Below are 26629 nucleotides of genomic sequence, written 5' to 3'. Positions count from 1 at the left end.
TTCATAAGCCCTATCTGGTGGATGTCGGTCTAGTGGATGATTTTGTTGTTGTCCCTCTCTTCATCTACTGCAGGATCTTGTTTATCTAGCTCTTCTTCTGAATTATCAGCAATTAACGAGGCAGATACTACTTTTTCACCATTCTCAGTTTTAAACAATATTACCCCGCTAGTATTACGGCCAGTAATCCGTACTGATTCGAGCTTACATCTAATTAACTTACCGTTATTAGTAATTAGCATTAATTCATCGGTCATAGCAACAGGCATTGCGGCAACCACCAAACCAGTTTTATTTGATACATCCATATTCACTATTCCGCTACCACCACGGTTGGTAATACGGTATTCATATGCTGAGCTTCTTTTCCCAAAACCATTTTCAGTCACAGTTAAAATAAACTCTTCGGAAGAAGCCATTTCTAGCACTTGTTCCTTACTTAAATTTACTCCTAGCTCTTCTGGAGAGAATTCTTTACCATCTGTTATTGCTCGCCTCATTTCTAAAGGAATTGATAAATAGCTTTCTCGCTCTTCCATGCTCACTAATATTCCTTTTAATATAGTCATAGATATTACACAATCTAGCTCTCCTAATTTCATCCCCCTTACCCCATCAGAGGTACGGCTTTTAAATACCCTTACTGAACTGGCAGGGAACCTTATAGCTTTTCCAAGTTTAGTCGCCAGTAACACATGGTCTTCATCGCGGCAAACTTTAACATTGATTAAACGGTCATTATCGTCTAGCCTGATCGCAATCTTACCATTTGACTGTATACGCTTAAAGTCTGATAAATCATTCCTTCTAATATTACCCTGGCTGGTAGCAAAAATAATATTTAAAGTATCCCATTCATCCTGATTTTCAGGTAATGGCATAATGTTGCTAATATGTTCCCCTTCTTTTAACGGTAAAATATTCACTATAGGCCTGCCTTTACTTTGTGGGTTACCCAGAGGCAATTTATACAATTTTAAGCTATATACTTGGCCAATATTAGAAAAAAACAACATGGGTGTATGAGTACTGCCAACAAAGACTTGGGTAGTAATATCCTCATCGCGCATTGATAGGCCAGACCTGCCTTTACCCCCCCGTTTTTGAGCTCTATAAGTAGCAAGAGGTACGCGTTTAATATAACCCCCCAATGTTACAGTAACTACCATTTCTTCGCGCTGAATAAGATCTTCAATATCTTGCTCAAAATCTCCTATTTCTATACTAGTAAGACGGGGGGTAGCAAATTCTTCTTTAACTCTAATTAGTTCCGCTTTTAAGATTTCTAATAATTTCTCCCGCGAACCTAAAATAGTAAGATAATTGGTGATTTCCTGGGCTAATTCAGCTAAATCTTTTTCTAATTTATTTTTTTCCATAGCAGTTAAACGTTGCAGACGCATTTCAAGTATTGCTTTTGCCTGGCTTTCAGTAAAATAACATCTACCGTCTACAGCGTGCATAGCCCTGTCATCAACGAGCTTCACTAGGCTCATTATATTCGATGCATCCCAAGTTTTGCTCATTATCTGCTCTTTGGCAGTAACTGGATCAGGCGAGGATTTAATAATCCTAATAATTTCATCAATATTACTAACAGCAATTGTTAAACCGAGTAAAATATGTGCTTTATCTCGTGCCTTATTTAACAAATAAATTGTTCGGCGCGTGATTACTATTTCTCTAAAGTTAATAAAAGCAGCTATTACCTCTTTTAAGTTCATGACTTTTGGCAGCCCATCTTTTAGAGCTAACATAATGACTCCGAAACTAGTTTGCAGCTGGGTGTAAGAATAGATTTGATTCAGCACTACCTCTGTAACTGCATCTCTTTTCAGTTCTATTACTACTCGGATGCCGGCTTTATTTGATTCATCTCTTAAATCACTAATCCCTTCAATACGTTTTTCTTTTACTAATTCTGCAATTTTTTCTACTAGCTTAGCTTTGTTAACCATATAGGGAATTTCGGTAATAATAATAGCTTGCCTATTACTAGAGATTTCTTCAATTTCAGTACGTCCTCTGGTGACAATACTACCTCTACCAGTAAGGTAAGCTGCCCTAATCCCGCTAGTACCTAGTACAATTCCACCAGTTGGAAAATCGGGGCCTTTAACTACCGATAGGAGCTCTAATAGTTCTATATCGTTATTATCAACATACAAGCAACAAGCATCAATAATCTCTGCTAAATTGTGAGGAGGTATGTTAGTAGCCATCCCTACAGCTATACCATTAGACCCATTTACTAAAAGATTAGGAAACATGGAAGGAAGGACTACGGGCTCTTGCTCTGAGCCATCATAGTTAGGGATGAAATCGACGGTCTGTTGATCAATGTCTTCAACTAAAGTATGCGCAATTTTAGCTAATCTTGATTCTGTATATCTCATAGCCGCAGCAGGATCCCCATCCATCGAACCAAAATTACCTTGTCCGTCAATTAGCATTAGCCTTAAAGAAAAATCTTGCGCCATCCTTACTAAAGAATCGTATATTGCAGCATCACCATGGGGGTGGTATTTGCTCATGACGTCTCCGACGATCCTAGCTGACTTACGATATGGCTTATTGAAATGATATGAGGCTTCGTACATTGCATAAAGTATCCTACGGTGCACTGGTTTTAAACCATCACGGACATCTGGAATTGCTCTACTAACTATTACACTCATAGCGTAATCCAAGTAAGAACCTTTCATTTCTTCTTCAATGCTGATTGGGATTAAATTTTGTTGAACTAAATTAGACACAATAGAACCTATAGGTTGAAATTTTTAAGAGTATTAATAGAATATTTTCGCAACTCGCATTGAGTAAGGAATTTGAAGGAGGCTTTAGACGCAAAATCACATATTACTTAAAGGGAAGGTAAGGATAGCTCTAAAGTTATTTAGACTTCTTGCGAAACTCGCACTCGAGCTGGTAATTGGGAAAATGAGACTACGCGGGATCCTCAGCTGCTTAAGTACACTGCCGTTTTGCGCGCCTCATCTCCTTCAAATTCCCTGCGCGGTGCGTATTTCGAAGGGAGTCTATTCTGTAAATTCCCTGCTCAATGCGAGTTTCGAAAGTATTCTAATACTATTTCCGAAAACTAATCATCACGTCGCCTTACTTCATGAGCTCCCTCCTTATGTACTAATATGTACGCTCCGGTGCAGGGCACTTGTACTCCTAGTGCTAATTTAGTTTTGGAAAATGGTATAATATCTCCTCTTTCGATGAATTTGCATGCGTCGTTGCTCAAATAGCTCACCTGTTATTTAATCGGCTCCGCTCCATCGCGCCTAGCAGCAAATTCATCGAAAGAGGAGTATAGTCTTTTTTTGCATAAAGTCAGTAATTTAATCTTTAAGACATGGCCTAACGCTCGCCATTTGCGTCATATAGTCACTTAGGTTACTAGCTACGTTGTTGCTCGTCGCTTACCTAGTATCTCCTAGGCTTCACTCCTCGTGCCTAGTATCTAATTCAACCTAAGTGACTATAGCCTATGCTATTTATATTAATTATCTTTCACAATAGAATTAATAGGATTAATAATCCAATGCCAACTAGTGATAGATTCTATGACTCATTATATTATATTAATTCTATTTTGGAAGATAATTAGTATTAGCTGGTGATACATATTTTTGCAGGGTTTAGTTGTTCACGTATTTACTATATACTGCGCAAACTTCCCTGCAAATTCCCTGCGCGGGTGCGAGTTTCGAAAGAAGACTATTTTATCTTAAAGGGTGGTTGCTAAAGTAGTATATAATGCTTTTATGCACCCACTCCTTAAAATAAAATGAAATTTCTTGGAATCGAGTAGATACCTTGATTTTTGACTTAAAGATTATATCTTTTGCATAGAAACTACATAATGTGAGGGTAGTTTCTTATAAGCCCCTGTTACTGCATCAACTATGAAACCAGGCCAGAAAAGAACATTCACAATAGTTGTGGCATTAAAACTATCACCTACACTAGTATTAAGTTGCCTATATCCCGCTTTTTGGCAAGTAACCTGTACTCCACCTTGGGCTTTACTCACTCTTACTACTCCAGGGTTTGTGGCTAAAACTTGCTGACCCCCGCCTCCATCCGTTACTATACAATTGCAATCTGCTAATAATGCGTTAGTATTGCTCTCTACTACCTTAATGTTAATAGGCTGAGTAGTGCCAGAAAAAACCGTAGCGCATCCTTGCAGTAAAAAAGTTGCACTTAACAACAAAATTTTGGCTGTATTATTCATAGTGTTTCTTACCTTGTTTAATATATTAGGAAATTATAAACTAAAGATGCCTAACATAGCAATGGTTAGTTTGAATTATTAGCGTAATAGTTAAAGTAAGTGATAGCTCACTCAATTTTTTATGGGGCTGCCTACAGAAGGAGCCCCCCTTCGCCGTGCATTTTCAAAGCCAAATCGATAGATTATTTCAGTATAGGATTAATAATAGCGGGATAGCACCAAATCATAAGCACTAATAATAATAAGAAAATATTAAGTAACAAATTCCACTCGCTCATTGATAATTCTATAAATTTTACTGTTGCTCGATTACAAGAAGAAATAGGTTGGCTATAAAACATCTTTCTAATATCGTTTATAGATAAATGTTTAGGAATATGAATCAAAGTAGAACAAAGAGCGCTAGGTTGGAATATTCCTCTTTCTACTCCGCTATGATATCCTGCTAAAAGACAGGAGCCTAATAGATTTAAAACAATAAAAAATAAGCTATATTTACTGATTTTTTTGATTATTAACGCTACAAAAGAGATTTTAATTATGAATAAATAAGGGAATCGTTGATATATACATAGGGGGCAGGGAGTAACCCCTAATATATATTCTATGACATAAGCAAAAGCCAAAGCAAAAATGCAGACCCCAACTAAAAAGATATGTAAATTTTTATAACTATCTTTACGCAACAAATTAACAAAGGAAGTGATAGTCATAACTTATTATTTGTTTGGAATATTATTAGATAGGAAACCTTCACAGAACCTAGAATTCCTGCTTAAAAGTAGAGCTAGTGGGTGATTTTGTTGTCAAAACGTGGCCTGATACTCCTTATGTACATTTGAATGCCCAGTTCGGCTCGGCTTCGTTTTTCCTAAAAACCCCGAGCACTTTTTCGACCTATGCAGGAAGTCTAGTATATAGATTTAAACTTTCTGGTCCATATGGTCCCAGTTTTGTGATACTTCTTGAGCCACGCCATTTACGGTGTCAATTATTTTCGCTGACGCATCATAAGCCATGCTGGCAAAATCCTTAGCGTTATTAATTGAGGTTTCGCAAGCAAATTTAAAATATTTTTGTTGAAAATCTCTGACTTGCTTTATATCTCCGGAAGACATAGCTTCTTTTGCTGAATCGAGCATATTCGTAGTGCCCACCTGGAAAGCTTCAGAATTTTTTTGTATCATTGCCTGTAAGGCTTCAGCTGCAATCTGGGTAGTAGTAGACATAATTTTTGCACTTTTACTTATTGTCTCAGACATAGTAGAAAAATCTGTAGCGGGTAGGCTTTTTAGAGAGTTTATATAAAATTCTGGGTTCATAAAATTTTTCATCATTTCCAGAAAGTGTGTTGTATTTTTATCAATCATTGTAATTTCCCTAAAATGTAAGTGAATTGAACTTAAAGTCAATTATCCTTTATTTTCTATATAAGTATTAAAGTTAAAGTTTGATAATTGTTTAGCACATGTCAGTATATTAATTCTATGTTAGCACTTATAAAAATGTGAGTCAATAATTCTTAATTTTAAAAATTATAAAACTTTAATATTATTGCAATAATGATATTAAAATTTAATTTATGAGCAACGCGCCATCCCTATACTGAGACATTAGACCTCCTGCATAAGTCGAAAAAGCGCTCGGGATTTTTAGGCAAAACGAAGCCGAAGCCGAACTACGTACTCAAATGTACATGAGGAGCGTCAGGCTACGTTTTGACAACAAAATCACCCACTAGATTTTTATGCAGGAAGCTATTAATTAACTATATATAGCATACCATCTCTCAATTCATATACTCTATGCATTTTATATGCTAACTGATGATTGTGAGTTACCATAACCATCCCCGTATTTTTTTGTTTGGTCAGATTAAGAAACAGTTCAAAAACTTCTCCAGCAGCAATTATATCTAGATTACCGGTGGGTTCATCGGCCAGTACAACCGATGGGTTATTAATTAAAGCTCTAGCGATAGCAACTCTTTGTTGTTGCCCTCCCGACAATTCTCCAGGCATATTATCCTTTTTGCCGGATAAACCTAATTCTATCAGTAATTTTTCTGCTTCTTTAAGGGCTAGTTGATAATCACTACCTGCTATTAACTTCGGCATAGCTACATTTTCTAAAGCGGTAAAATCTTTCAATAAATGATGCTGCTGATAAACAAATCCTATATGCAACAGCCTAATTAAATTAGGGTTATTTAAATTATGGTTATTTGGTGAGGTTGTACTAGGGGTGATCTCTACCTTGCCTCTATCTGGACTATCAAGCAAGCCAGCTATATGCAGTAAAGTGGATTTACCACTTCCAGAACTACCAATTATTGCTACGATCTCTCCCTGACGTATAGTCAGATTTATATCCTTAAGTATCTCAATGTTAGCCTTACCTTGTTTGTAGTTCTTAGCAACATTTTGTAACGTTAATACTATCTTACTCATAACGTAGCGCATCTACTGGATTTAACTTAGCAGCCTTATAAGAAGGATAAATAGTAGCACAGAAGCAAAGTACTATTGAAATAGAGGAAACTAACAATATGTCTCCTGCTCTCACTTCTGAAGGCAAACTATATAAATAATAAACAGCCGCTTCAAATATTTTAGTATCCGTAATTGTTTCTAAAGTATTTCTAATAGATTGGATATTATAAGCAAAAGCTACACCTAATATTGTGCCTAAACCTGTTCCTATCAAACCAATCAACATACCATTACAAATGAAAATTAGCATAATTTGTCGAGTAGTAGCACCAATAGTACGCAAGATTGCAATATCCGATACTTTATCTTTAACTAACATAAATAAACTCGAAATAATATTAAAAGCGGCTACCATAATTATTAATGATAAAATAGTAAACATAACCACTCTTTCCACTGCTAAAGCGCTTAAAAACTGTGTGTGAGTTCTTTGCCAACTCTTGACGGTAAAGTTATTTCCTAACAGCCTTTGTATCTCTAAAGCATATATTTCTGCATTTGCTGGCTGATTTGTTGTTATTTCAATCAAATTAATATCATGCTCAAAAGTTAAGAAATTTTGAGCAGCTATAAGAGGCATTATGATTGTGGCAGCATCATAATCATACATACCGCTAGTAAAGATAGCAATAACTACAAATTCCTTTGACCTAGGCATACTACCAAAAACAGTAGAAATTGAATTCGGAGAGATTAGCTTTATTTTTCCACCTACCTGCAGCCCTAAATTGTAAGCTAGTTCCATACCTACTGCTACTACATCTTTACTGGTGAAATCATTAAAACTACCTGCATTAGTATTATGAAGAATTTCATTTTTATGTTTTAAGTCAGCTAAATCTAATCCTCTAATAATTACTCCACTATTCATTCTAGGGCCAAGAGCAAGAGCTTGACCCATTATCCCTGGGGTGATGTGTTTAATATAAGGAAGAGTAAGTAGTTTCCTCCTGACTTCGCTATAATCGTTAATAGAACGTTGTAGAGGGATAATAGTAATATCTCCGCTTAGGCCTATAATATTTTTGGTTAACTCATGGTGAAAACCGTTCATAACGGACATCACTACTATTAAGGCAGCTACTCCTATAGTTATCCCTATTAAAGAAAAACCAGAAATAATTGAAACAAACCGTTCGTTTTTTTTAGCTCTAAAATAGCGAATTGCCAGTTTTAAAATAAAATTATTGCTTATCATTTTGTACTTTTTTACTAAGGTATTGGAGGATAACTTTTTTTCTTAAAAAACCGTCCTACTAATGGAATATTAACCCCACATAATATAGTTAACATACCTATAAGATGAAAATATTCAAGTTTTTCTCCTAAAATTACCATTGCCATAATTGTAGTAAATAATGGAGATGTATAAAATAATATCGCAGAAATATTTGCTCCAATTTTTACTACAGTTAAGTTAAGTGCCATTAATCCTATTAACGCCCCTATAGCTATACAAAAAATAACACCGACATTTAAGATATTTATTTCAGATACAATCTGAAAATAGAAGATATCCAATAAATAAACCGGTAAAATTAACATCGTACTTATAAGGATAATAGAATAAAGAAAACTATAATAGGACAAATTTGGAGGTTTAAACTTAGCAGCAAATACGTATATAGCCAAACTTGCTGACGCCGCTAAAGTTATAAAATCTCCGCTATTACTAAATAAATTTGTTACTCCTTGTAAAATATCTCCTTTAGTTACAATAATTATTACTCCCGTAAAAGAAAATAATATAGAATACATTTGAGAGAGTACTAATTTTTGTTTATCTATTATCGCCCCTAAAACTAGTACTAATATCGGGAAAATGCTAATAATAATAGAAACGTTAGTAGAAGTAGTATAGCGAAGAGCCAGATAAGTAAAAAAATTAAATAAAACTATTCCTGAAATGGCCATAATAAATAAAATTCGCCAGTTAGCACGTATATTATTAAATTCTCTAATAAATAATTTAATTGCAAAAGGAGTTAAAATTAATAGTGCACATAACCATCTAAAAAACAATAGCGTAATAGGAGACACTTCATCTATTACATATTTAGAGAGCACATAATTTGCGGCGTTAGTAAAAGGAGAAACTAAAGCAATAATATAATAGTACCATTTTAATTCTTTATTGTGCATAATAAAGGAATTCCTACAACTTTAATCAGATGAGTAAAATAATTTAGCTGCTCAAATGAGCATACTGTTTGTAAATGAAGAGGTAGTATACTACTTACTTTGCCGAATTGTTTTTTTATTTTATATCGTGAACTCATGTGCTCACGTACTGGCATGTACGCTGCGCGCGCTCGCCATTTAAAATAAAATTATGGTTCTTGAAGTACGAGCAGTATACGTAAGCAGCGCAGGTTGAAAGGGCACGACTACGTCAATTCTTGAAGAACCTAGAACTTAAGTGGAGTACAGGAGTATCCCAATAATGACCAGTGTCATACCTATTAGTGCAACTAGCTGAGCTATGATAATAGGAGGTTTACTGTGTAATATACCGTATACCAGCCAGCTTAAAGTCGCAATAATTACTACTAGAAAACCATCCAGTGATAAATCATTGGCGCTCTTGGTAGTAAAAATTTTATATGCTTGCGAATAAAATAAATATTGCCCTAATATACCAGCAAATACCATATATTTATCATACAAGCCAAGTATTTGCTGCTTTCTATTTTCTTTCTCTTGGAGTGACATAATAATCCTTTAATCTTTTATTGCTTAGTAAGAAGAATAGGTATACTACTCAGCTCAGGCACTGCATTCATCTGGCCATTTATTCATCAGGGCTATCTGTATGTTGTTTTTCATAGTTTTCATGGCGTTCCTGCGCTTCAATACAGAGAGTGGCAACAGGTCTTGCTTCCAAACGTTTTAGCCCTATGGGTTCACCAGTTTCTTCACAATAGCCATACTCATTCTTACTTATTCTCAGCACGGCTTCATCAATTTTATCAATCAGTTTACGATACCTATCTCTGGTGCGTAGTTCAATTGCCGTATCAGTCTCAATGGAAGCGCGATCATTAAGGTCAGGCTCATTCCAATTTTCCTCTTTCAGGTGTAGCAATGTTTCCCGGGATTCCTCTAACAAAGAATTTTTCCAGATAAGAAGCTTTTGCCTAAAATATTCTAATTGATAAGAATTCATATATTCTTCATCATTAGAAGGTTTATAACCTTGTGGTAAAATAATTTTAGGCATACTAACCTCATTGTTTAAGGAAATTTTAAACAATATAACGTATAATCAAAAGTTAAGGCAAGAAGATTATAATATTCTTTTATCCGCTTTTGTTATTGGATGAGCAATATTATATACATTTTCTAAATGTTGCAAACTAATTTTAGTATAACGTTGGGTAGAGGATAAACTTTTATGCCCCAGTAATTCCTGAATTGATCGCATATCTGCACCGTTTTCAAGTAAATGCGAAGCAAAACTATGTCTAAAAGAGTGAGCCGAGAGATGTTCAGGTAGGCCATAAACTCGACGTAATTTTATTAATTCTCGATTAAATACTGCTGGCTGCAGCTTTCCTCCTAATTGTCCTCTAAATATAGGGTCGGTGTCATTAAGGTTATACGGTAATTTACTTAAATATTTTTCTATTAAAATCCGTGCCACTGGCAGCCAAGGGATGAGTCGCTCTTTATTGCCTTTTCCTATTATTTTAAGCAAATCTGAGTTTTGGAAATGAGATTTGGTTATTGATAGAGCTTCAGAGATCCGTAGACCTGTAGCGTATATTAACACTAAAAGGGCTTTATTTCTTATCTCCACCCACTCTAAAGAGGCAAAAGCATCAATATGCTGGATAGATAAAGAAGAATCCTCTTGCGATAAGGCCTTGGGGAGTATCTGCGCTTTTTTAGGATGTTTAATCGCAATAATAGCATGGCAAGCTATAATATTGATTTTTTCTAAATATTTATAGAAGTTCTTTACGGCAGATAAGCTTCTGCTGTTAGAAGCCGCAACATAATTGCCCTGTTGTCTTTTAGCAAGCCAACTACGTACTAACCGTATATCTACCAGCTTAATAGAGTGAAGTGTCACCATTTCAGCGCTATATTGGTTGATGAAACCTAAAAAATTTAATAAATCATGCTTATAAGAGACAATAGTATGTTCAGAATAATTTTTTTGTAATTTTAAATATTGCTGCCACTTATTTATTAACTCTAATAGTTCTTGGGTTATGGGCTGAATCATATACTACTCGTCTTCCAAAAATTGTTTTTTTATTTTATCATGGACTCACGTGCTCACGTACTGGCATGTATAGTATAGGCCATTAAGGTGTGTACAGGTATTTACCTTCAAGTATCCATGACTACTATACTGGCCAGCACACTATTGTGTCTATATCATAATGATACAAGCTATACGCTGCGCGCGCTCGCCATTAAAAATAAAATCCAATTCTTGAAGTACGAGCAGTATACGTCCTCAATGCTACTTCCCTATACAAAAATTACTAAATATCTCTCCTAATATTTCTTCTACCGTAATTTTGCCGGTAATATTACTAAGACTTCTAATCGCCATTCTAATATCCTCAGTAGCTAGCACTAAGTCATTATTCATATTAAAGCTTTCTAAATATTCTAAGGCTTGTTCTACCTGACGTCTGTGTCGCTGCCGCGTAATATGAGGTAGTTCCGTTAAGCCTGCTATATTATGGGCGATATGTTCAATCTTTTTTAATAATTCATTTAAACCAATATTTTCTTTTATCGAAATTTGTACATAGTCTTTATTTAAAGAAATTAATAGAGGTGACAATAAATCTTGCTCTATTTTATTAGGAAATAAGTCAATTTTATTTACTAATATGATAGTATTTTGATCTATTAACGCTGTAATACTATGCAATTCCTCAATATATGAAGAGGATTGGCTTAATTGTACAGCGTCAAGCATAATTATTTTTATATCTGCTATTTTTGCTGTATTAATTGCTCGCTTAATTCCTTCTAATTCTATTATATTTTGACTTGCTCTTATACCAGCGGTATCTTGCAATATAATGGGATATCCCCCTATATCCAAATGTCCTTCAATAACATCCCGAGTTGTGCCTGCAATCTCCGACACAATAGCGACATCTCTTTGCATTAAAAAATTCAGTAAGCTAGATTTGCCAACATTGGGAGCACCAAGGATAGTGAGTTTGATACCGCTGCGTAATAACTCCCCGCGTCTGTTATCATTAAGATGTTTATTGATAGTATTTTTAAGTTGGGTAGCTAAGTCTACAACCTCCTTGAATGTATCTTGTGGTATATCTTCATCTGGAAAATCAATATATGCTTCTAATAAGCTAATGATAGTAAGTAGAGATTTTTTCCAGCTATTATAAAGCTCTTCTAGCTCCCCGCCAAATTGTTTTACAGCTTGTCTATGTTGCCAAATCGTTTCTGCTTCAATTAAATCTGCAATACCTTCGGCCGCGGTTAAGTCAAATTTATTATTTAAAAATGCCCGGCGTGTAAATTCCCCAGCTTCTGCTAGCCTTATTCCTGCAATATTTAATAATTCCTTACTAAGCATGGCAGCGATGGCTATACTTCCATGGGTATATATTTCTACTACATCTTCGCCAGTAAAACTTGCTGGTGCCTGAAAATAAGCTACCATGGCATTATCAATTAATTCATGATTTTTGGGGGTAATAAGTTTTTTATAATACATGACTCTTGGGATAAATTCTGAATTATCATGTTCTAGCAAATACTTTAAAGCTTCTAAGCTTTTTGGGCCAGAAATCCGAAAAATTGCCACTCCGGCTTTGCCAGGCTTAGAACTTTGCGCAAAAATAGTGTCCACTATATTGATTCCTTTCAATTCACGTATACTCTTCGCCTTTCAAGAGTTGTTGTTTCATTTTATCAAAGTTTCGCGTGCTCACGTACTGAGTTATACGCTCCGCGCGCTCACCCTTGGCAAATAAAATGATGGCTCTTGCAATCCATTGCGTATACTCATTTGCTTGAGATTAAAAGAGTATAGTTTAAAAGTAAGGTTAAGAAAATTTTTAACTTAAAAAATATTTGGCAACTTTTATTATTTAATATAATATACTCAAGAAATTTCACTAGTATATACTGCTCGTACTTCAAAAATTGTTTTTTTATTTTATCATGGACTCACGTGTTCACGTACTGGCATGTACGCTGCGCGCTCGCCATTAAAAATAAAATCCAATTCTTGAAGTACGAGCAGTATAGCTCAATGTTTCCGAGCTATTCTACAACTGATTTTCCATTCTATAATATATAATGCGAAAATTTACAAAATTGATAATGCAATCTGCAAATTTGTAGGAATATACTCAATGGATTTCAAAAGCCATCATTTTATTTGCCACGGGTGAGCGCGCGGAGCGTATAACTAAGTACGTGAGCACGTGAAACTTTGATAAAATGAAACAACAACTCTTGAAAGGCGAAGAGTATACTCGCATGATCCCTCGAGTTAGATTTGAGCACAGGATGAAAGCGCTTTGAGCCTTCTACCCTCCTGCTAATAAAAATATCATGGTAATCAATATGACCGTTGAAAAGACTTCTTTAGCGTTAAGCAAGCTTACTTGTCAAGTCCCTAATTATAAATCAGAAATTTTCAATCTTAGTAAAATGCAAAATACTGATGAACTTTATAGTGAATTTATACAGAAATTTCTAGACTATATTCCCATAGATTATGAGTTTAAAGATAGGCAAGAATTATTTGGCAATTTAGCAGTGGATGCTTTCGAATTTTTTAAGCAACGGGCTCCTAATACGCGGAAGTTGCAGGTAGTTAATACTATAATTGAAAATAATCCTGCTATTAATATTTTATTATTAAATGATAATAAACCATTCATAATTGACTCAATCAATTGTTTATTAATAAATCTTAACTTAAAAGCTAAATTTCTGCTTAATCCAGTAATATCCAGCATCCGAAATAGTATGGGTCAATTACAGAAAATAGTAGAGCCTGGAGAAAATAACAGCCATAGAGAATCTCTGGTTCACATCACCTTACTTGGAAATTTTGATGAAGCCGCTATCTCATCTCTAAGTTCCTCTTTAAATATGGTCTTAGATCAAGTAGATACTACCTATAATGTATGGCATATAATCCTAGACAAAATAGACCTAATCGTCAACGCCATTCAAAGTGAGCATCTATTATATACTAAGCAAAATTTAGCTTATAATGAATCTCTTGATTTCTTAAATTGGTTAAAACACGATAATTTTACCTTCTTAGGTATGATTGATTTTGACTTAACTACTCAAAATTTCTTATCAGAAATTGGCGTCAAAACAATATGGCAAGATAATAAGGCAGAAGTTGTGAATATTATCAAGCGCTCTACCCATTCTTCTTATAAAGAACAACTAATAATTTTAGGGAAAACCAACACTATATCAAATGTACATAAAAATAATTTGATAGACTACATTTTAATTAAGAATATTGACCAGAACGGACAATATGTCTTCGGTAGTATAATTTTTGGTTTATATAGTATTACGGTATATTATCAACCAATTACTACTATTCCTATATTAAGGCAAAAATTACAATTTGTCTTAAATAGAGCAGCCTTTACTCCTAATGGGTATAATATAAAAAAATTAAAAAATATAGTTCAAACTTTACCGCGAGATGCCTTAATTCAGATAGATGAAAATGATTTATACTGTATGTGCTTGAATGTGTTGTCCGGGATAGTGAGTAAGAAACTGAAGTTATTTATCCAGCAAGATTGGTCTGGTACCTTTCTTAATATCATCATATTTCTTACCAGAGATCGTTTAATTCCAGAAATACATAGTGCTATAAGTTCATATTTATCTACTATATTTAAAGGTCAAATCTTAGAAGATTACGTTACCGAAGTAGCAGAAAATTTTTCTTATTTGTTTATTACGCTGCAAGTATCCAATATTAATCAAATCAATTTTGAGTTTGATACAATAGAGCAGGAATTAGATAGGCTTTCGACCCGTTGGGAGGAGGATTTTGCTCATAAATTATCTAAAAAATTTGGGGAATATGAGGGAGGTATTAATTTTAAATTTTATAACACAATATTTTCTGCGGATTATAGAGAAAAATTTAATGGTCAAACAGGAATTTTAGATATTGAATATCTCAAAGAAGCTAGCCTTCGTAATAAATCCACATTTAACTTGATCCCTATAGATACAGAAAATTTCTGTTTAAAAATTTATAGTCCGGCTCCTGAACTCGCCCTATCCGATTTATTACCTCCTATAGAAAATCTAGGTTTTAAAGCAATAGATGAACAAAGCTTTTTTATTAGAAGTGGAGGAGATATTCAAGAGAGTTGGATATATGAATTTGCACTTAATTCTCTCATTCCTATTGAAGGTGATATCCAACTAGTGAAACAAAATGTAGAAGAAGCATTAGATAAGATGGCTACTGGGCTTTTGGCTAATGACTCTTTAAGTAAATTAATAGTGTTATCTGGCTTTAATTGGTGGCAAGTGAAGCTGATTAAAGCATTAACGCGATATTTACATCAAACAGGTTTTGCATATGGTAAAGGCTATGTACAATTAACGTTAACAAAGCATTTCTTATACACAAAAATGCTAGTTGAATTATTTGAAGCTAAATTTAATCCTATAAGCTGCTCTGAGCAACAGGTAAAATCTATAAAAATCAATATGATTAATTACCTTAATAAGATTAATAGCAGTAGTGAAGATAAAGTTTTAAGAACGATGATTGATATTATCGACGCAATGGTAAGAACTAATTGCTATCAAGCAAGTTCTAATAACGGCATCACAAGTAAAAATTATTTTTCTTTTAAATTTGATTCACATAAAATACCGAACCTACCGCTGCCAGTACCTTTTGCAGAAATATTTGTGTATGCTAATGATTTTGAAGCTCTTCATTTACGGGGAGGAAAAGTAGCACGTGGAGGTATTAGATGGTCAGATCGAGGAGAGGATTACAGAACCGAGATATTAGGATTAATGAAAGCGCAAATGACTAAAAACTCGGTGATTGTGCCTGTTGGTTCAAAAGGCGGATTTTTTATTAATTTCACTCAGGATAACCTGACACCTCAAGAATATTTAGGCAAAGTTATAGAATGTTATCAAAACTTCCTTCGTGGGTTACTGGATATAACTGATAATATAGTGGATAGTAAAATTATACAGCCACGAGATACAGTTATCTATGATCCGGAAGATCCATATCTAGTGGTAGCAGCAGATAAAGGTACCGCGACTTTTTCTGATTATGCAAATAGCGTAGCTGCTGAATATAATTTTTGGTTAGGAGATGCTTTTGCCTCGGGTGGTTCGGTTGGCTATGATCATAAAAAAATAGCTATCACTGCTAAGGGTGCCTGGATCTCGGTAGTACATCATTTTGACTCGTTGAATATTGATGTCCAAAAGGATCCTATTACCGTTGTTGGTATAGGGGATATGTCAGGCGATGTTTTCGGCAATGGGATGCTTCGTTCGAGTAGTATTAGACTAATTGCGGCCTTTAACCATAAGCACATATTTATCGATCCTACCCCTGATCCTCTACTAAGTTTTAATGAACGTAAACGCTTATTTGACCTCCCTACCTCTAATTGGACTGATTATAATCCACAGGTAATTTCCCCAGGGGGAGGAGTATTCGAACGAAGCAATAAATCTATTACCTTATCGGTTGAGGCTAAAGCATTATTAAAAATAGATAAGTATGAAGTATCGCCAGAAGAACTTATTAAAGCAATTTTACAGGCAGAAGTTGATTTATTGTGGAATGGTGGTATAGGTACTTATATAAAAGCAACCATAGAAAATAATTTAGAAATAGGTGATAAAGCAAATGATAATTTAAGAGTAAATGGTAGTGAAATTAAAGCTAAAGTAATTGCTGAAGGAGGCAATATTGGAGTTTCTCAACAAGGGCGCATAGAGTATAGTCAGCATGGAGGTAGAGTTAATACTGACTTTATTGATAATTCAGCAGGGGTTGATTGCTCTGATCATGAAGTAAATATAAAGATTGCCCTTAATCAGGCAGTGACTTCAGGAAAAATTACTCTACAAGAACGTAACAAGTACCTACTAGAGATGACAACACAAGTGGAAGATTTGGTTTTAATTGATAATCAGAAACAAAACCAAGCGCTTAACATTATGCAATCATCTCCTGCCTTAAATATTGGAATATTTAGTCAGTTTATTGATACTTTAGAAGAAGCAAACCTAATTAATAGAAAAATAGAATTTCTGCCCACTAAAGAAGAACTGAATAAACGGGCTATTAATAAAGAAATTATGACGCGCCCTGAGCTTTGTGTATTACTCTCTTATAGTAAAAGTTCTGTCTACCATGATCTCATGACTGCCACATTTTCGCAGGATAAATATTTTGAATCTTACCTAATAAATTATTTTCCTAAAATAATGCAAGATACATTTCGGGAAGAAATCTTATCTCACCCTTTGAAACATGAAATTATCCGGACCGTGGTCACTAATAAAATTGTAAATCAGCTAGGAGGGCCATCGCTTAATATAGTAAAGCGTGAAACAGAGGCTCTCCTTTGTAATATTATACGTTCATATACTATTATTTGTGAGATCTTTGATTTAGATAATTTATGGGCAAGTGTTGAATCATTACCAAGTAAGATAGATTATAAAGTAAAGATTGAAATGTTTACTGAAATTGCTAAGATTATACGTAGAGGCATTGCTTGGTTTGCAAAACATATAGAACCCCCGATTAATATTAGTGATACTATAAATGAATTTTATGAACCAGCGCGACAATTAAGCACCGTGGTTGGTAATTTGCTGTTAGGGGAAGCACGAAATAAATTTGAAGAGAAAGTAAATCAATATACTTCATACGGGCTTGCCACTGAGTTAGCTAACAAAGTTGCCACACTGGATAGCCTAGTATCAGTTTTTGATATAATATATATTGCTAAAAAAACCAACCGTCAAAACATCGAGGTTGCTAATTTATATTTTGCTACTTCTACTAAATTTAGTATTGATTGGTTACGTAAAGTATGCGAGCAACAAGCAAATGATACTTACTGGGGAAGATTATCAGCGCAATCACTGAAAGATGATTTATATGACAAACAACGTCAATTATTAATAAAAATAATTAATAATTCCAAAATAAGTGTTGATTTAGACTTATGGATTGATAATAATAAATGTTTTGCAAGTATTTTTTTGGATTTTGTAACATTAATCAGAGTCCAAAAAAATACGGACTTAAATATGTTAATTCTAGCAAATAAGAGATTCGAAACTTTTTTGCGTAAACTTGAGTAATATACTATGACTTCTCCTCTCAAACATGCACGAATAGAATCTGGTAAAACTATCGAAGAAGTAGCGGCTTATTTAAAAATTAAAAAACAATATTTAATAGCTCTGGAAGAAGGCAAATTAGAGCTCATACCAGCGGCAGTGTATGTCAAAGGGTATCTTAAGTTATACTCAAATTATCTAAGGATACCCTTAACGCTAAACGAAGAAGAGGTAGAACAAATAGAAAACTCATCTAAACAAACTATTTTGCGCGATCAATATAACCAAATAATTGTTAAATATAAATGGAAAAAACACTTCCTTATTATTTCTACTTTAGGGTTAATAATAGTTTCGGTAATTTTTCACTTACTCTCCTCTACTGGGTAAGCACTTGACACTAGACTTCCTGCATAAGTGATCTAGTATATAACTAATAAGTTGCTTCTGTAATAGGCCTCTTTCGCAGCTCGTATCTCCCAGGGAATTTGCGGGCCTCCTCTCTTTCAAATCGCCTTGGAGATGCGAGCTGCGAAAGAGGCCTATTAATACACCCAAATATATATATACTCGGTGAACTTCAAGAATTGGCGTCGTCGTGCCCTAAAGATCGAGGCTGCTCACGTATTCTCTATACGCTGCGCAACCTTACCTTGAAATTCAAGTATCACCAGCTAAATCACTTTGGCTATATGAGCACGCGCCTCCTTGAAAAATGAAAAATAATTCTTGAAAGCAAATGAGTATACAACAGATGTCATTAGTCACTATCACCTTAGGGAGTAAAACTTTTCAACTAGCATGTAATGAGGGATCAGAACAAGAATTGACTATTCTGGGAATAAAATTAAATGAAAGGATAGTGCAGATAAAAAAAGCTAATCTCTCCGCCTCCTTTGAACTATTATTGGTAATGGCAGCGCTCAGCCTGGAGGAGGAAGCACAAAGTTTAAATAATCAAATTACCAATGCTAGTAGTAATAAAATTCCCCTGAAACAAGAAGAACAACTTGCAGAAACTTTAAGTACTATAGCAAGCTATCTAGAAAATCTTGCAAAAAAGATAGGAAAATGATAAGATCCTGATAACTTAATGGGCTGCTTAGCATGTGAGCTTAATGTATTTACCCCAGAACGATAATTTTTATTATTAGGAAGCTGTCCCTGTCTGAGACTATTATACGGATATACGGCATCCACCTATACATACAAGTTCTTTGAGGATCTTGAGCAACGGCTATAGCGGTTCATCTTTAGGCAGATTCCAGTGTTATATTATATAAATAAAATCCTGACTAATAATAGACTTCAATCTATTATTTTAATATTGTTTGGGTGCTTCCTTTCCTTATTATTAGTAACTTATAACCCAGAAGATCCTTCATTTAATTCTGTCACTGATAAATTTCCTAGTAATTTACTAGGTTATTTTGGGTCTTACATTGCAGATATTTTTTACCAAATTTTTGGTTTGTCCTCCTTTTTGCTCCCCTTATGTTGTATTTTCTGGTCCTTAAGCCTATGGCGTTTGCAGAAAAAATGGCTCAGTGTCAGGATAATGCTAATGATAATATGCATTATTTCCTTATCTATTCTGTGTGCTAAGATAAAAACCAATTCTTTACCAGCGGGTGCAGGTGGAACAATTGGTACTCTTATCTATCCCTTAATTATTCAGCTAGATTACCGAATTCCTTATTTATTATTCCTGACTACCTGTATTTTCTTATTTTTATTAATAGAAGTACCTTTTTTAAGTCTATGGAAAAACCTAGCAAGAATAAGGCAATTAATATCAGCTCTTAATATTGGCTCTTCTTCAGGGCCACCAGTAGTATTATCGCCAAATTCTCCTTCGAATCATCACACGTTAATCAGCAAAGCTTCTGCTATTAGCCAGGAGACTATCACCCCTGATCGATCAATATCAATTAATAATAATATTGACATAAATCCTTCTTTCGTTAAACAATCTTCTTACCCTAAAGAGACAGAGTTTACCTCTAATTTACCGCCAGTGGAATTATTAAAACCCGCTAATATCCAAAATATCAAGATGGAAAGCGCTGAAGAGTTACAGCAAAATTCTCAAATATTACTTACGGTTTTGGGAGATTTTGGAGTGAAAGGGCAAATTATCAATATTAGTCAAGGTCCTGTGGTGACATTATATGAATTTGAACCGGCTGCTGGTACCAAATCATCTAGAGTAATTGGCTTATCTGAGGATATTGCTAGATCTTTATCAGCAATCTCAACAAGAATAGCGGTAATACCTGGGCGGAATGTATTAGGGATAGAATTACCCAATAAGCAAAGAGCTTTCTTCTGCTTGAGAGAATTAATCGAGACCTCTGAATATCAAGATAATCATATTATGTTACCTCTAATTTTAGGTAAGGACCTAGCAGGTAAACCTTTTATTGCTGATCTGGCAAAAATGCCCCATTTATTAGTGGCAGGTACCACCGGCTCGGGTAAGTCAGTAGCAATTAATACTATGATAATATCATTACTTTACCGATATACCCCGGAAGAGTGTCGTTTAATAATGATAGACCCTAAGATGTTAGAATTATCTGCTTATGATGGCATACCTCATCTCTTAACTCCCGTAGTTACTGAAGCTACTAAGGCGGTGGTAGCGCTGAAATGGGCAGTCAAAGAGATGGAAAACCGCTATCGAGCAATGTCAAATATTGGAGTTAGAAATATTGCCGGCTATAACAGTAAAATCTCAGAAGCAATTAAGGAAGGCAAGCCTATTGAGCGCACTATCCAAACAGGATTTGATCCCGATACTGGAAAACCAATTTATGAAACAATTGAAATAAATATGCAAAAATTACCGTTTATAGTGGTAATTGTTGATGAAATGGCGGATCTAATGCTGGTCGCTGGGAAGGATATAGAATTATCAATACAACGTCTTGCTCAAATGGCACGGGCGGCTGGTATTCATATTATCATGGCCACTCAACGACCTTCGGTTGATGTAATTACTGGGGTAATAAAAGCAAATTTTCCAAGTAGGATAAGTTTTAAAGTCACTTCCAAAATTGATAGTAGGACTATTTTAGGTGAGCAAGGTTCTGAGCAGCTACTTGGGATGGGAGATATGTTATATATGGGGAATGCTGCAAAAATTAGTAGAGTGCATGGCCCATTTGTTGATGATCAAGAGGTAGAAAAAATTACTGAATATCTAAGATCTACTGGAACGCCAGACTATATTTCAGCAGTAACTCAACAAGTAGAAGAAGATGAAGAAAAACTAGAAAATACTGAGAGCGAGGTTGAAAGACGACGTGAAGAACATTATAAAATGGCTTTACAAATAGTACAAAAAGAACGGAAAGCAACAATTAGCTATATACAAAGATGTTTAAATATTGGTTATAATAATGCTGCAATTATAATTGAAAAAATGGAGCAAAGAGGGGTTATATCTCCTCCAAACCACGCTGGGAAGAGAGAAATATTATTACCAGAAAACTAGATTAAGAGAACCTTATCCAATGCTAAAATCATTTTTTAATTATCCCATAGTGAGAGTATATCTCATTTTACAGCTTATTACTCGTACTTCATTGAGCTTATATGCTTTATTCGAACAAGTAATAAGCTATTCCGATTTATTTACCATTTTTATTGTTGGCATATTGAATGATTTGATTTCACTCTTTTATTTTGTGCCAATAATATTAATTCTCTCTATTTTATTCAATAAGTTCTTAAGTAAATACAAAGTTTTGTATTTATTCTGTGGTTTTGCAAGCTATTTTAGTATTATTACTCTATTTATTTTTATCACAATTGCCGAACTAATTTTTTGGGATGAATTTGGCACTAGATTTAATTTTATTGCTGTGGATTATTTAATCTATACCCATGAGATTATTGGCACTATCAGAGAATCGGTTCCTTATATTCCAATATTATTATCTATTATACTAATTAGTTTATTTATTAGCTTGTGCTCTAGAAAATATATAATCAAGCAATTAAACAGTATACAAAAACGAAATAATATTTATAGCGCTCTTACCTCATTAATACTAGCTCTCCTGGCTTTTAATTTATATAACCCTAATAAAATTAATTTCAGTGTTAATAAATATGCGTTAGAATTAGGAAAAAATGGTTATTATGAATTCTTCTCGGCTTTTTATCATAATAGTTTGGATTATAATAGTTTTTTTCCAGTACTTGATAACCAGAAAGCCTTAAATATTGTGCGAACCAGTTTAGCAACGGAAGCAACACAGTACCTGGATAATTCTACTATCAATCGCAGAATTACTACCAATTCTCCTAATATAATCTTCTCAGATAATTTTGTTGCTAGGCGCGATGGAGCGAAGCCTATAGATAATAGGCGAGCGACAAGTAACGATGCATGCAAATTCGTATCAGAGGATTATATAAAAAAATATAATATTATTGTTATTACTGTCGAGAGCTTGAGTAGCGAGTTTATGGGGCAATTTGGAAATAAGCAAAATATTACTCCAAATTTAGATAAATTAGCGGGAGAAAGCATATTTTTTACCAATATATATGCGGTAGGGACCAGAACAGTACGTGGCTTAGAGGCTATTACCTTATCGGTTCCTCCTACTCCTGGTTCTTCCATTATACGTAGGCCAAATAATCAATCATTATTTAATATTGCTACGATCTTTAAGCAGCGTGGGTATAATATTAATTTCATTTTTGGGGGTTATAGTTATTTTGATAATTTACAAGACTATTTTCAAGGTAATGGTTATAATATAGTGGATAGAAATAGTCTCAAGCCCGAGGAGATAAGTTTCTCCAATATTTGGGGGGTAGCAGATGAAGATATATTAAACAAATCTTTAGAGATAGCTGATCAAAATTACCAAGAAGGGAAAGCTTTTTTTTCCTTGATCATGACTACTTCTAATCATCGTCCTTATACTTTTCCTAAAGACAGGATTAACTTACCATCTGGGAGCGGACGCAGTGCAGCTGTAAAATATACTGACTATGCAATTGGTAGATTTCTTGACAGCGCCAAGACCCGGCCTTGGTTTGAGAATACTCTTTTTGTTATTACTGCTGATCACTGTGCCTCAAGTGCTGGGAAAACGGATCTTCCGATTAATAAATATCATATCCCATTACTAATATATGCGCCTGGTATATTAACACCCCAAATAGTTGATAAGTTAGCAAGCCAAATTGATATCGCTCCTACTATTTTTGGATTGTTAAATTTTTCTTATAATAGTAAATTCTTCGGGCAGGATATATTAAATTCTCCTCCTAACCGAGCGTTTATCAGTACTTATCAATTACTTGGTTTTATGAAAGATGATCATTTAGTAATATTAGGTCCAAAAACTAAAACTATTACCTATAAACTAACTGGAAAAGATAGAGTGAAAGTAGACAATATTACAAGTTTGGTAGAGGAAGCTATAAGTTTTTATCAAATTGCTTATAACTTATATATCAAGGGTGACATGAGAGAATAATCATATATACATATGAGTAAAAGATTGGTATTTCAAATTAGTATTTTTCTTTCCATAATTTTTGGTATGTTTTATTGGGTTTATCATTATTATTTAGTAGAGGAAAGAGAAATAATAATTATCTACCCAGATCCCTCGCCTACTAAGGTTAAACCGGAACAAAGCGGCGGGACAATAATCGCTAATACCCAAAATACGATTTATGAAAATTTACAGAAAAAAAAGATAGGAAAACAAATTATCCTGCAGCCTGAACCAGAAAAGCCATTAAATATTAATTCTGTTAAAACTCCTAGCAATAACGAAATTGAGTCAATAGATAATATTATATCGGAGATAGAGAATACAGATAAAACTGTTAATAATCCCCTGGATGTGAAAGAAGAAGTAAAGTTAGGGATAGGACAGGGCATAACCCCCAAGAGTAGTACACAAGAAAAAAATTTAGTAGGTAGAGAAGTATACATAGCAAATGTTAATCAGCCTAATCCACCTAAAGCAGGCTTAAATATTGTGAAAGTTACAGAAAAACGCGAGATAATTAGTGGCAAACAATTATTAAATAAGAAAAAACTAAATTATTATAAAATTCAGTTAGCCTCAGTCAAGACGGAAGCAGTGGCAAATCAAGAAATGGAGAGGATAAAGAAAAAATACCCCAAAGTATTTAATAAGATACCTTTATTCGTCCGAAAAATGTGTTCGGAGAAAGGCAATTTGTTCTATGCAGTTATGGCTGGTAATTATGAAGAGATAACGCAGGCTAAAGCAATATGTAAGAAATTAGATCATTACCAAGAATGTTTAATTACTAATCGTTGATTGAATCTGAAAATAACATCCTAACCCTTGAAAAGTAATATTTATGAAAATTAAAGTTAATATTAAAAAACTAGAACATTCAGTAGACATTTTACCTATATATGCTACAGAGCATAGTAGTGGTATAGACCTAATTGCAGCCAATATTGAACCAATAATTATTCAACCAAATAAAGTGCAATTGGTGCCTACTGGAATTTGTATAGCGCTACCTTCCTATTTAGAAGCACAAATAAGACCAAGATCAGGTTTAGCACTGAACCATGGGGTAACGGTACTAAATTCTCCTGGGACAATTGACGCTGATTACCGAGGGGAAATAAAAGTAATTCTGATTAACCACTTCCCTAAGGATTTTATAATTATGCGGGGTATGAAAATAGCCCAAATGATTATTGCTAGATATGAACAAATATTATGGGAGGAAGTAGCGATCCTATCTGAAACCTCTAGAGGCGCTGGTGGTTTTGGTTCCACTGGTAAATTTGGATAGGATATAGAATGCGGAGTTTAGTTTGGCAAGAAGTCTATTCTGTAAAAATAATTAGTGAAATGTTATATATTATAGTGCCATCTATTATTATTGGAATTGGATTATTGTTTGTAACGGCATATTTTTATTATAAGACTGTTAAAATACAAACTGAATTAAATTTCTTATCAAATAGTTATTTAGAAGTAACTCAACAAAATCAACGCCTGGAGCAAGAAAAAATTACTTATATACAAAAAGTTGAACAATTATCTAGCAAGATAGAATATCAAAAACACGTGATAGAGGATTCAGAAAAAATTAGACAAGAATCACACATGGCAGCCAAAAATACTTTATTTGAGTTAGGCAATGATCTGTCGAAACAACTAATAGAAATCCATAAGAGAGAGAACCAAGAGACTAGAGAGTTATCTGAAAAAAATATATCAGTCTCTGCTAATAAATTTAATAGTGAATTTGAGCGATTAATTAATATAGTAGGGGCGCTTAGTAGAGATATTGAACAATCGAAAGGTACGGTAGATATTATCAAACAATCCCTTCTTTCTCCCTCCGGAGCGGGTTTGCTCGCAGAAATTACCCTAGAAAATATTTTAAAATCCTCTGGCCTGCAACCTAATCTAGATTTTATTATCCAATATTCTGTAACAACTATAGATAACTTAAAACTTAGACCTGACGCAGTAATTTTTTTACCTGCGGGTAATTTGATGGTTATTGATGCCAAGGCTTCTAAATTTTTAGTAGAGAAGCAGCAAGATAAAGGAAATCTTAGTAAAACCATGAATAACCATCTTAAGAATTTAAATAGTAAAGATTATGCAGAAAATATTTTAGCTAATTTACAAGACAAAAAAGAAGATTTTGCTAATATAGTGACATTGATGTTTGTCCCTACTGAACAAGCGATTGAGAAGATTTTAGGAGCTGATGGCACCTTCTTACAAAAAGCCTGGGGAAATAATATTTTTCCAGTAGGGCCTAGTGGTTTAATGAATATGTTATCATTTGCTAAATTCCAAATTTCTGATTATAGGCGTTCAGAAAACCATAAGATGATTATAGAAGAAGTAAGGAAATTATTAACTGCTATCTCTTCACTGGCGGATTACTCGCAAAAGCTTGGCAATAATATTCAGCATATAGTAAGTAATTATGACAAGTTTGCTGCTTCATTTAATAGAAACTTTTTAAGTAGAGCTAAGAATATACAAAAATTAGGGGTAGATATAGGTAAGAAGACTATCCAAAATCCTCTTGAACGCTATCAACTGGTTTCTTCAAAGTCTGAAATTATAGATGTTGAAGCAATAGATCCATTAAATAAAATTGAAGAGCTTTAGGTTCTAGGAAGGAAATTTGATGCTTTTAGATAGGATGTTGTGGTAAACTATGCTAAGCTAAAATTAGCTAAATAAAATATTTATTAATTAGGAAGGTAAGATGACTTTTAAATTTGAAGGATGTATAAAGGGTGGTATTCTAGAACTTACTAACCAAAAAGAGGACATAGCCAAGGAACCCAAGTTTTATAAAGATATGGTAGAATGGTTAGAGAATAGAAAGGATGTTCATACATTAAACTTATCAAATTTGGGGTAGCTGGCGGGGGTATTAAGGAGTTTAGAGAGGCATTACAAATAAAGCCTTTAAAATATATTACTACACTTGAGTTAACAGGTAATACCAGTCTTTGTGAACAAAAACATGCGACATCCGGAAT

The 26629-nt window shown here is 34.1% G+C and carries 21 protein-coding genes and 1 other RNA gene; 10 read left to right on the top strand and 12 right to left on the bottom strand.

Going from position 1 to position 26629, the window contains the following annotated elements; translation table 11 throughout:
* Positions 1 to 29 precede the first annotated feature (29 nt).
* From gyrA to mnmE, 12 genes are all read right to left on the bottom strand, one after another.
* Entirely contained in the window at positions 30 to 2756 is a 2727-nt protein-coding gene (gyrA, locus tag AAGD44_RS02850) for a DNA topoisomerase (ATP-hydrolyzing) subunit A (RefSeq protein WP_341764487.1), read from the bottom strand.
* A 344-nt stretch (positions 2757 to 3100) separates the two neighbouring features.
* Positions 3101 to 3253, bottom strand: a complete 153-nt coding sequence (locus tag AAGD44_RS02845; protein WP_341764486.1) for a hypothetical protein — start codon at positions 3251 to 3253, stop codon at positions 3101 to 3103.
* 594 nt (positions 3254 to 3847) lie between these two features.
* Positions 3848 to 4249 carry a hypothetical protein gene (locus AAGD44_RS02840; RefSeq protein ID WP_341764485.1) on the bottom strand — a complete coding sequence of 134 codons (402 nt, stop codon included), beginning with the start codon at positions 4247 to 4249 and terminating at the stop codon, positions 3848 to 3850.
* Between the two features lie 182 nt (positions 4250 to 4431).
* Positions 4432 to 4962: a disulfide bond formation protein B gene (locus tag AAGD44_RS02835; protein WP_341764484.1), complete on the bottom strand. Its 531-nt coding sequence runs from the start codon at positions 4960 to 4962 to the stop codon at positions 4432 to 4434.
* A gap of 210 nt (positions 4963 to 5172) precedes the next feature.
* On the bottom strand, positions 5173 to 5619 hold the full coding sequence (locus tag AAGD44_RS02830) for a phasin family protein (RefSeq protein ID WP_341764483.1): 447 nt from the start codon (positions 5617 to 5619) through the stop codon (positions 5173 to 5175).
* Between the two features lie 390 nt (positions 5620 to 6009).
* Complete coding sequence (locus tag AAGD44_RS02825; protein WP_341764482.1) at positions 6010 to 6699, bottom strand: ABC transporter ATP-binding protein; 690 nt, start codon at positions 6697 to 6699, stop codon at positions 6010 to 6012.
* On the bottom strand, positions 6692 to 7939 hold the full coding sequence (locus AAGD44_RS02820) for a lipoprotein-releasing ABC transporter permease subunit (protein WP_341764481.1): 1248 nt from the start codon (positions 7937 to 7939) through the stop codon (positions 6692 to 6694). Before AAGD44_RS02820 ends, AAGD44_RS02825 begins: the two co-directional genes overlap by 8 nt.
* Before the next feature lie 14 nt (positions 7940 to 7953).
* The gene (locus tag AAGD44_RS02815) at positions 7954 to 8883 is read right to left on the bottom strand and encodes a DMT family transporter (protein ID WP_341764480.1); all 930 of its coding nucleotides are present in this window, start codon (positions 8881 to 8883) and stop codon (positions 7954 to 7956) included.
* 273 nt (positions 8884 to 9156) lie between these two features.
* A complete protein-coding gene (locus AAGD44_RS02810) occupies positions 9157 to 9453 on the bottom strand; it encodes a SemiSWEET family sugar transporter (RefSeq protein WP_341764479.1) in 297 nt (98 codons plus the stop codon).
* Between the two features lie 79 nt (positions 9454 to 9532).
* Entirely contained in the window at positions 9533 to 9961 is a 429-nt protein-coding gene (gene dksA / locus AAGD44_RS02805; RefSeq protein WP_341764478.1) for an RNA polymerase-binding protein DksA, read from the bottom strand.
* Between the two features lie 66 nt (positions 9962 to 10027).
* A complete protein-coding gene (locus tag AAGD44_RS02800) occupies positions 10028 to 10972 on the bottom strand; it encodes a tyrosine recombinase XerC (protein WP_341764477.1) in 945 nt (314 codons plus the stop codon).
* A 243-nt stretch (positions 10973 to 11215) separates the two neighbouring features.
* Entirely contained in the window at positions 11216 to 12589 is a 1374-nt protein-coding gene (mnmE, locus tag AAGD44_RS02795) for a tRNA uridine-5-carboxymethylaminomethyl(34) synthesis GTPase MnmE (RefSeq protein ID WP_341764662.1), read from the bottom strand.
* Between the two features lie 722 nt (positions 12590 to 13311).
* Between mnmE and AAGD44_RS02790 the strand changes: the two genes are divergently transcribed.
* From AAGD44_RS02790 to AAGD44_RS02745, 10 genes are all read left to right on the top strand, one after another.
* The gene (locus AAGD44_RS02790) at positions 13312 to 18105 is read left to right on the top strand and encodes an NAD-glutamate dehydrogenase (RefSeq protein ID WP_341764476.1); all 4794 of its coding nucleotides are present in this window, start codon (positions 13312 to 13314) and stop codon (positions 18103 to 18105) included.
* A gap of 6 nt (positions 18106 to 18111) precedes the next feature.
* Entirely contained in the window at positions 18112 to 18474 is a 363-nt protein-coding gene (locus tag AAGD44_RS02785; RefSeq protein ID WP_341764475.1) for a helix-turn-helix domain-containing protein, read from the top strand.
* Between the two features lie 364 nt (positions 18475 to 18838).
* Positions 18839 to 19159, top strand: a complete 321-nt coding sequence (locus AAGD44_RS02780) for a cell division protein ZapA (protein ID WP_341764661.1) — start codon at positions 18839 to 18841, stop codon at positions 19157 to 19159.
* Between the two features lie 17 nt (positions 19160 to 19176).
* Positions 19177 to 19337: non-coding RNA, 6S RNA (gene ssrS, locus AAGD44_RS02775), on the top strand.
* Positions 19338 to 19351: 14 nt separating this feature from the next.
* Complete coding sequence (locus AAGD44_RS02770; protein WP_341764474.1) at positions 19352 to 21583, top strand: DNA translocase FtsK; 2232 nt, start codon at positions 19352 to 19354, stop codon at positions 21581 to 21583.
* Positions 21584 to 21836: 253 nt separating this feature from the next.
* Complete coding sequence (locus AAGD44_RS02765) at positions 21837 to 23588, top strand: LTA synthase family protein (protein ID WP_341764473.1); 1752 nt, start codon at positions 21837 to 21839, stop codon at positions 23586 to 23588.
* A gap of 12 nt (positions 23589 to 23600) precedes the next feature.
* A complete protein-coding gene (locus tag AAGD44_RS02760; protein ID WP_341764472.1) occupies positions 23601 to 24410 on the top strand; it encodes an SPOR domain-containing protein in 810 nt (269 codons plus the stop codon).
* A 43-nt stretch (positions 24411 to 24453) separates the two neighbouring features.
* The gene (dut, locus tag AAGD44_RS02755) at positions 24454 to 24903 is read left to right on the top strand and encodes a dUTP diphosphatase (protein ID WP_341764471.1); all 450 of its coding nucleotides are present in this window, start codon (positions 24454 to 24456) and stop codon (positions 24901 to 24903) included.
* A 59-nt stretch (positions 24904 to 24962) separates the two neighbouring features.
* Positions 24963 to 26249 carry a DNA recombination protein RmuC gene (locus tag AAGD44_RS02750; protein ID WP_341764660.1) on the top strand — a complete coding sequence of 429 codons (1287 nt, stop codon included), beginning with the start codon at positions 24963 to 24965 and terminating at the stop codon, positions 26247 to 26249.
* A gap of 100 nt (positions 26250 to 26349) precedes the next feature.
* A complete protein-coding gene (locus AAGD44_RS02745; protein WP_341764470.1) occupies positions 26350 to 26508 on the top strand; it encodes a hypothetical protein in 159 nt (52 codons plus the stop codon).
* Positions 26509 to 26629: the final 121 nt, after the last annotated feature.

It is taken from the genome of Candidatus Tisiphia endosymbiont of Beris chalybata (assembly GCF_964026555.1).
GTDB lineage: Bacteria > Pseudomonadota > Alphaproteobacteria > Rickettsiales > Rickettsiaceae > Tisiphia.
The sequence above is the reverse complement of the archived record's forward strand: the minus strand, read 5'-3'. Positions and strand labels throughout refer to the sequence as shown.

Coding starts and splice junctions, on each gene's coding strand:
- AAGD44_RS02780 (WP_341764661.1), top strand. CDS start 18,839: ATGTCATTAGTCACTATCACCTTAGGGAGTAAAACTTTTCAACTAGCA.
- AAGD44_RS02810 (WP_341764479.1), bottom strand. CDS start 9,453: ATGTCACTCCAAGAGAAAGAAAATAGAAAGCAGCAAATACTTGGCTTG.
- AAGD44_RS02745 (WP_341764470.1), top strand. CDS start 26,350: ATGACTTTTAAATTTGAAGGATGTATAAAGGGTGGTATTCTAGAACTT.
- AAGD44_RS02760 (WP_341764472.1), top strand. CDS start 23,601: ATGAGTAAAAGATTGGTATTTCAAATTAGTATTTTTCTTTCCATAATT.
- AAGD44_RS02800 (WP_341764477.1), bottom strand. CDS start 10,972: ATGATTCAGCCCATAACCCAAGAACTATTAGAGTTAATAAATAAGTGG.
- AAGD44_RS02835 (WP_341764484.1), bottom strand. CDS start 4,962: ATGACTATCACTTCCTTTGTTAATTTGTTGCGTAAAGATAGTTATAAA.
- dksA (WP_341764478.1), bottom strand. CDS start 9,961: ATGCCTAAAATTATTTTACCACAAGGTTATAAACCTTCTAATGATGAA.
- AAGD44_RS02820 (WP_341764481.1), bottom strand. CDS start 7,939: ATGATAAGCAATAATTTTATTTTAAAACTGGCAATTCGCTATTTTAGA.
- AAGD44_RS02830 (WP_341764483.1), bottom strand. CDS start 5,619: ATGATTGATAAAAATACAACACACTTTCTGGAAATGATGAAAAATTTT.
- AAGD44_RS02840 (WP_341764485.1), bottom strand. CDS start 4,249: ATGAATAATACAGCCAAAATTTTGTTGTTAAGTGCAACTTTTTTACTG.
- AAGD44_RS02815 (WP_341764480.1), bottom strand. CDS start 8,883: ATGCACAATAAAGAATTAAAATGGTACTATTATATTATTGCTTTAGTT.
- AAGD44_RS02750 (WP_341764660.1), top strand. CDS start 24,963: ATGTTATATATTATAGTGCCATCTATTATTATTGGAATTGGATTATTG.
- dut (WP_341764471.1), top strand. CDS start 24,454: ATGAAAATTAAAGTTAATATTAAAAAACTAGAACATTCAGTAGACATT.
- AAGD44_RS02825 (WP_341764482.1), bottom strand. CDS start 6,699: ATGAGTAAGATAGTATTAACGTTACAAAATGTTGCTAAGAACTACAAA.
- AAGD44_RS02785 (WP_341764475.1), top strand. CDS start 18,112: ATGACTTCTCCTCTCAAACATGCACGAATAGAATCTGGTAAAACTATC.
- AAGD44_RS02790 (WP_341764476.1), top strand. CDS start 13,312: ATGACCGTTGAAAAGACTTCTTTAGCGTTAAGCAAGCTTACTTGTCAA.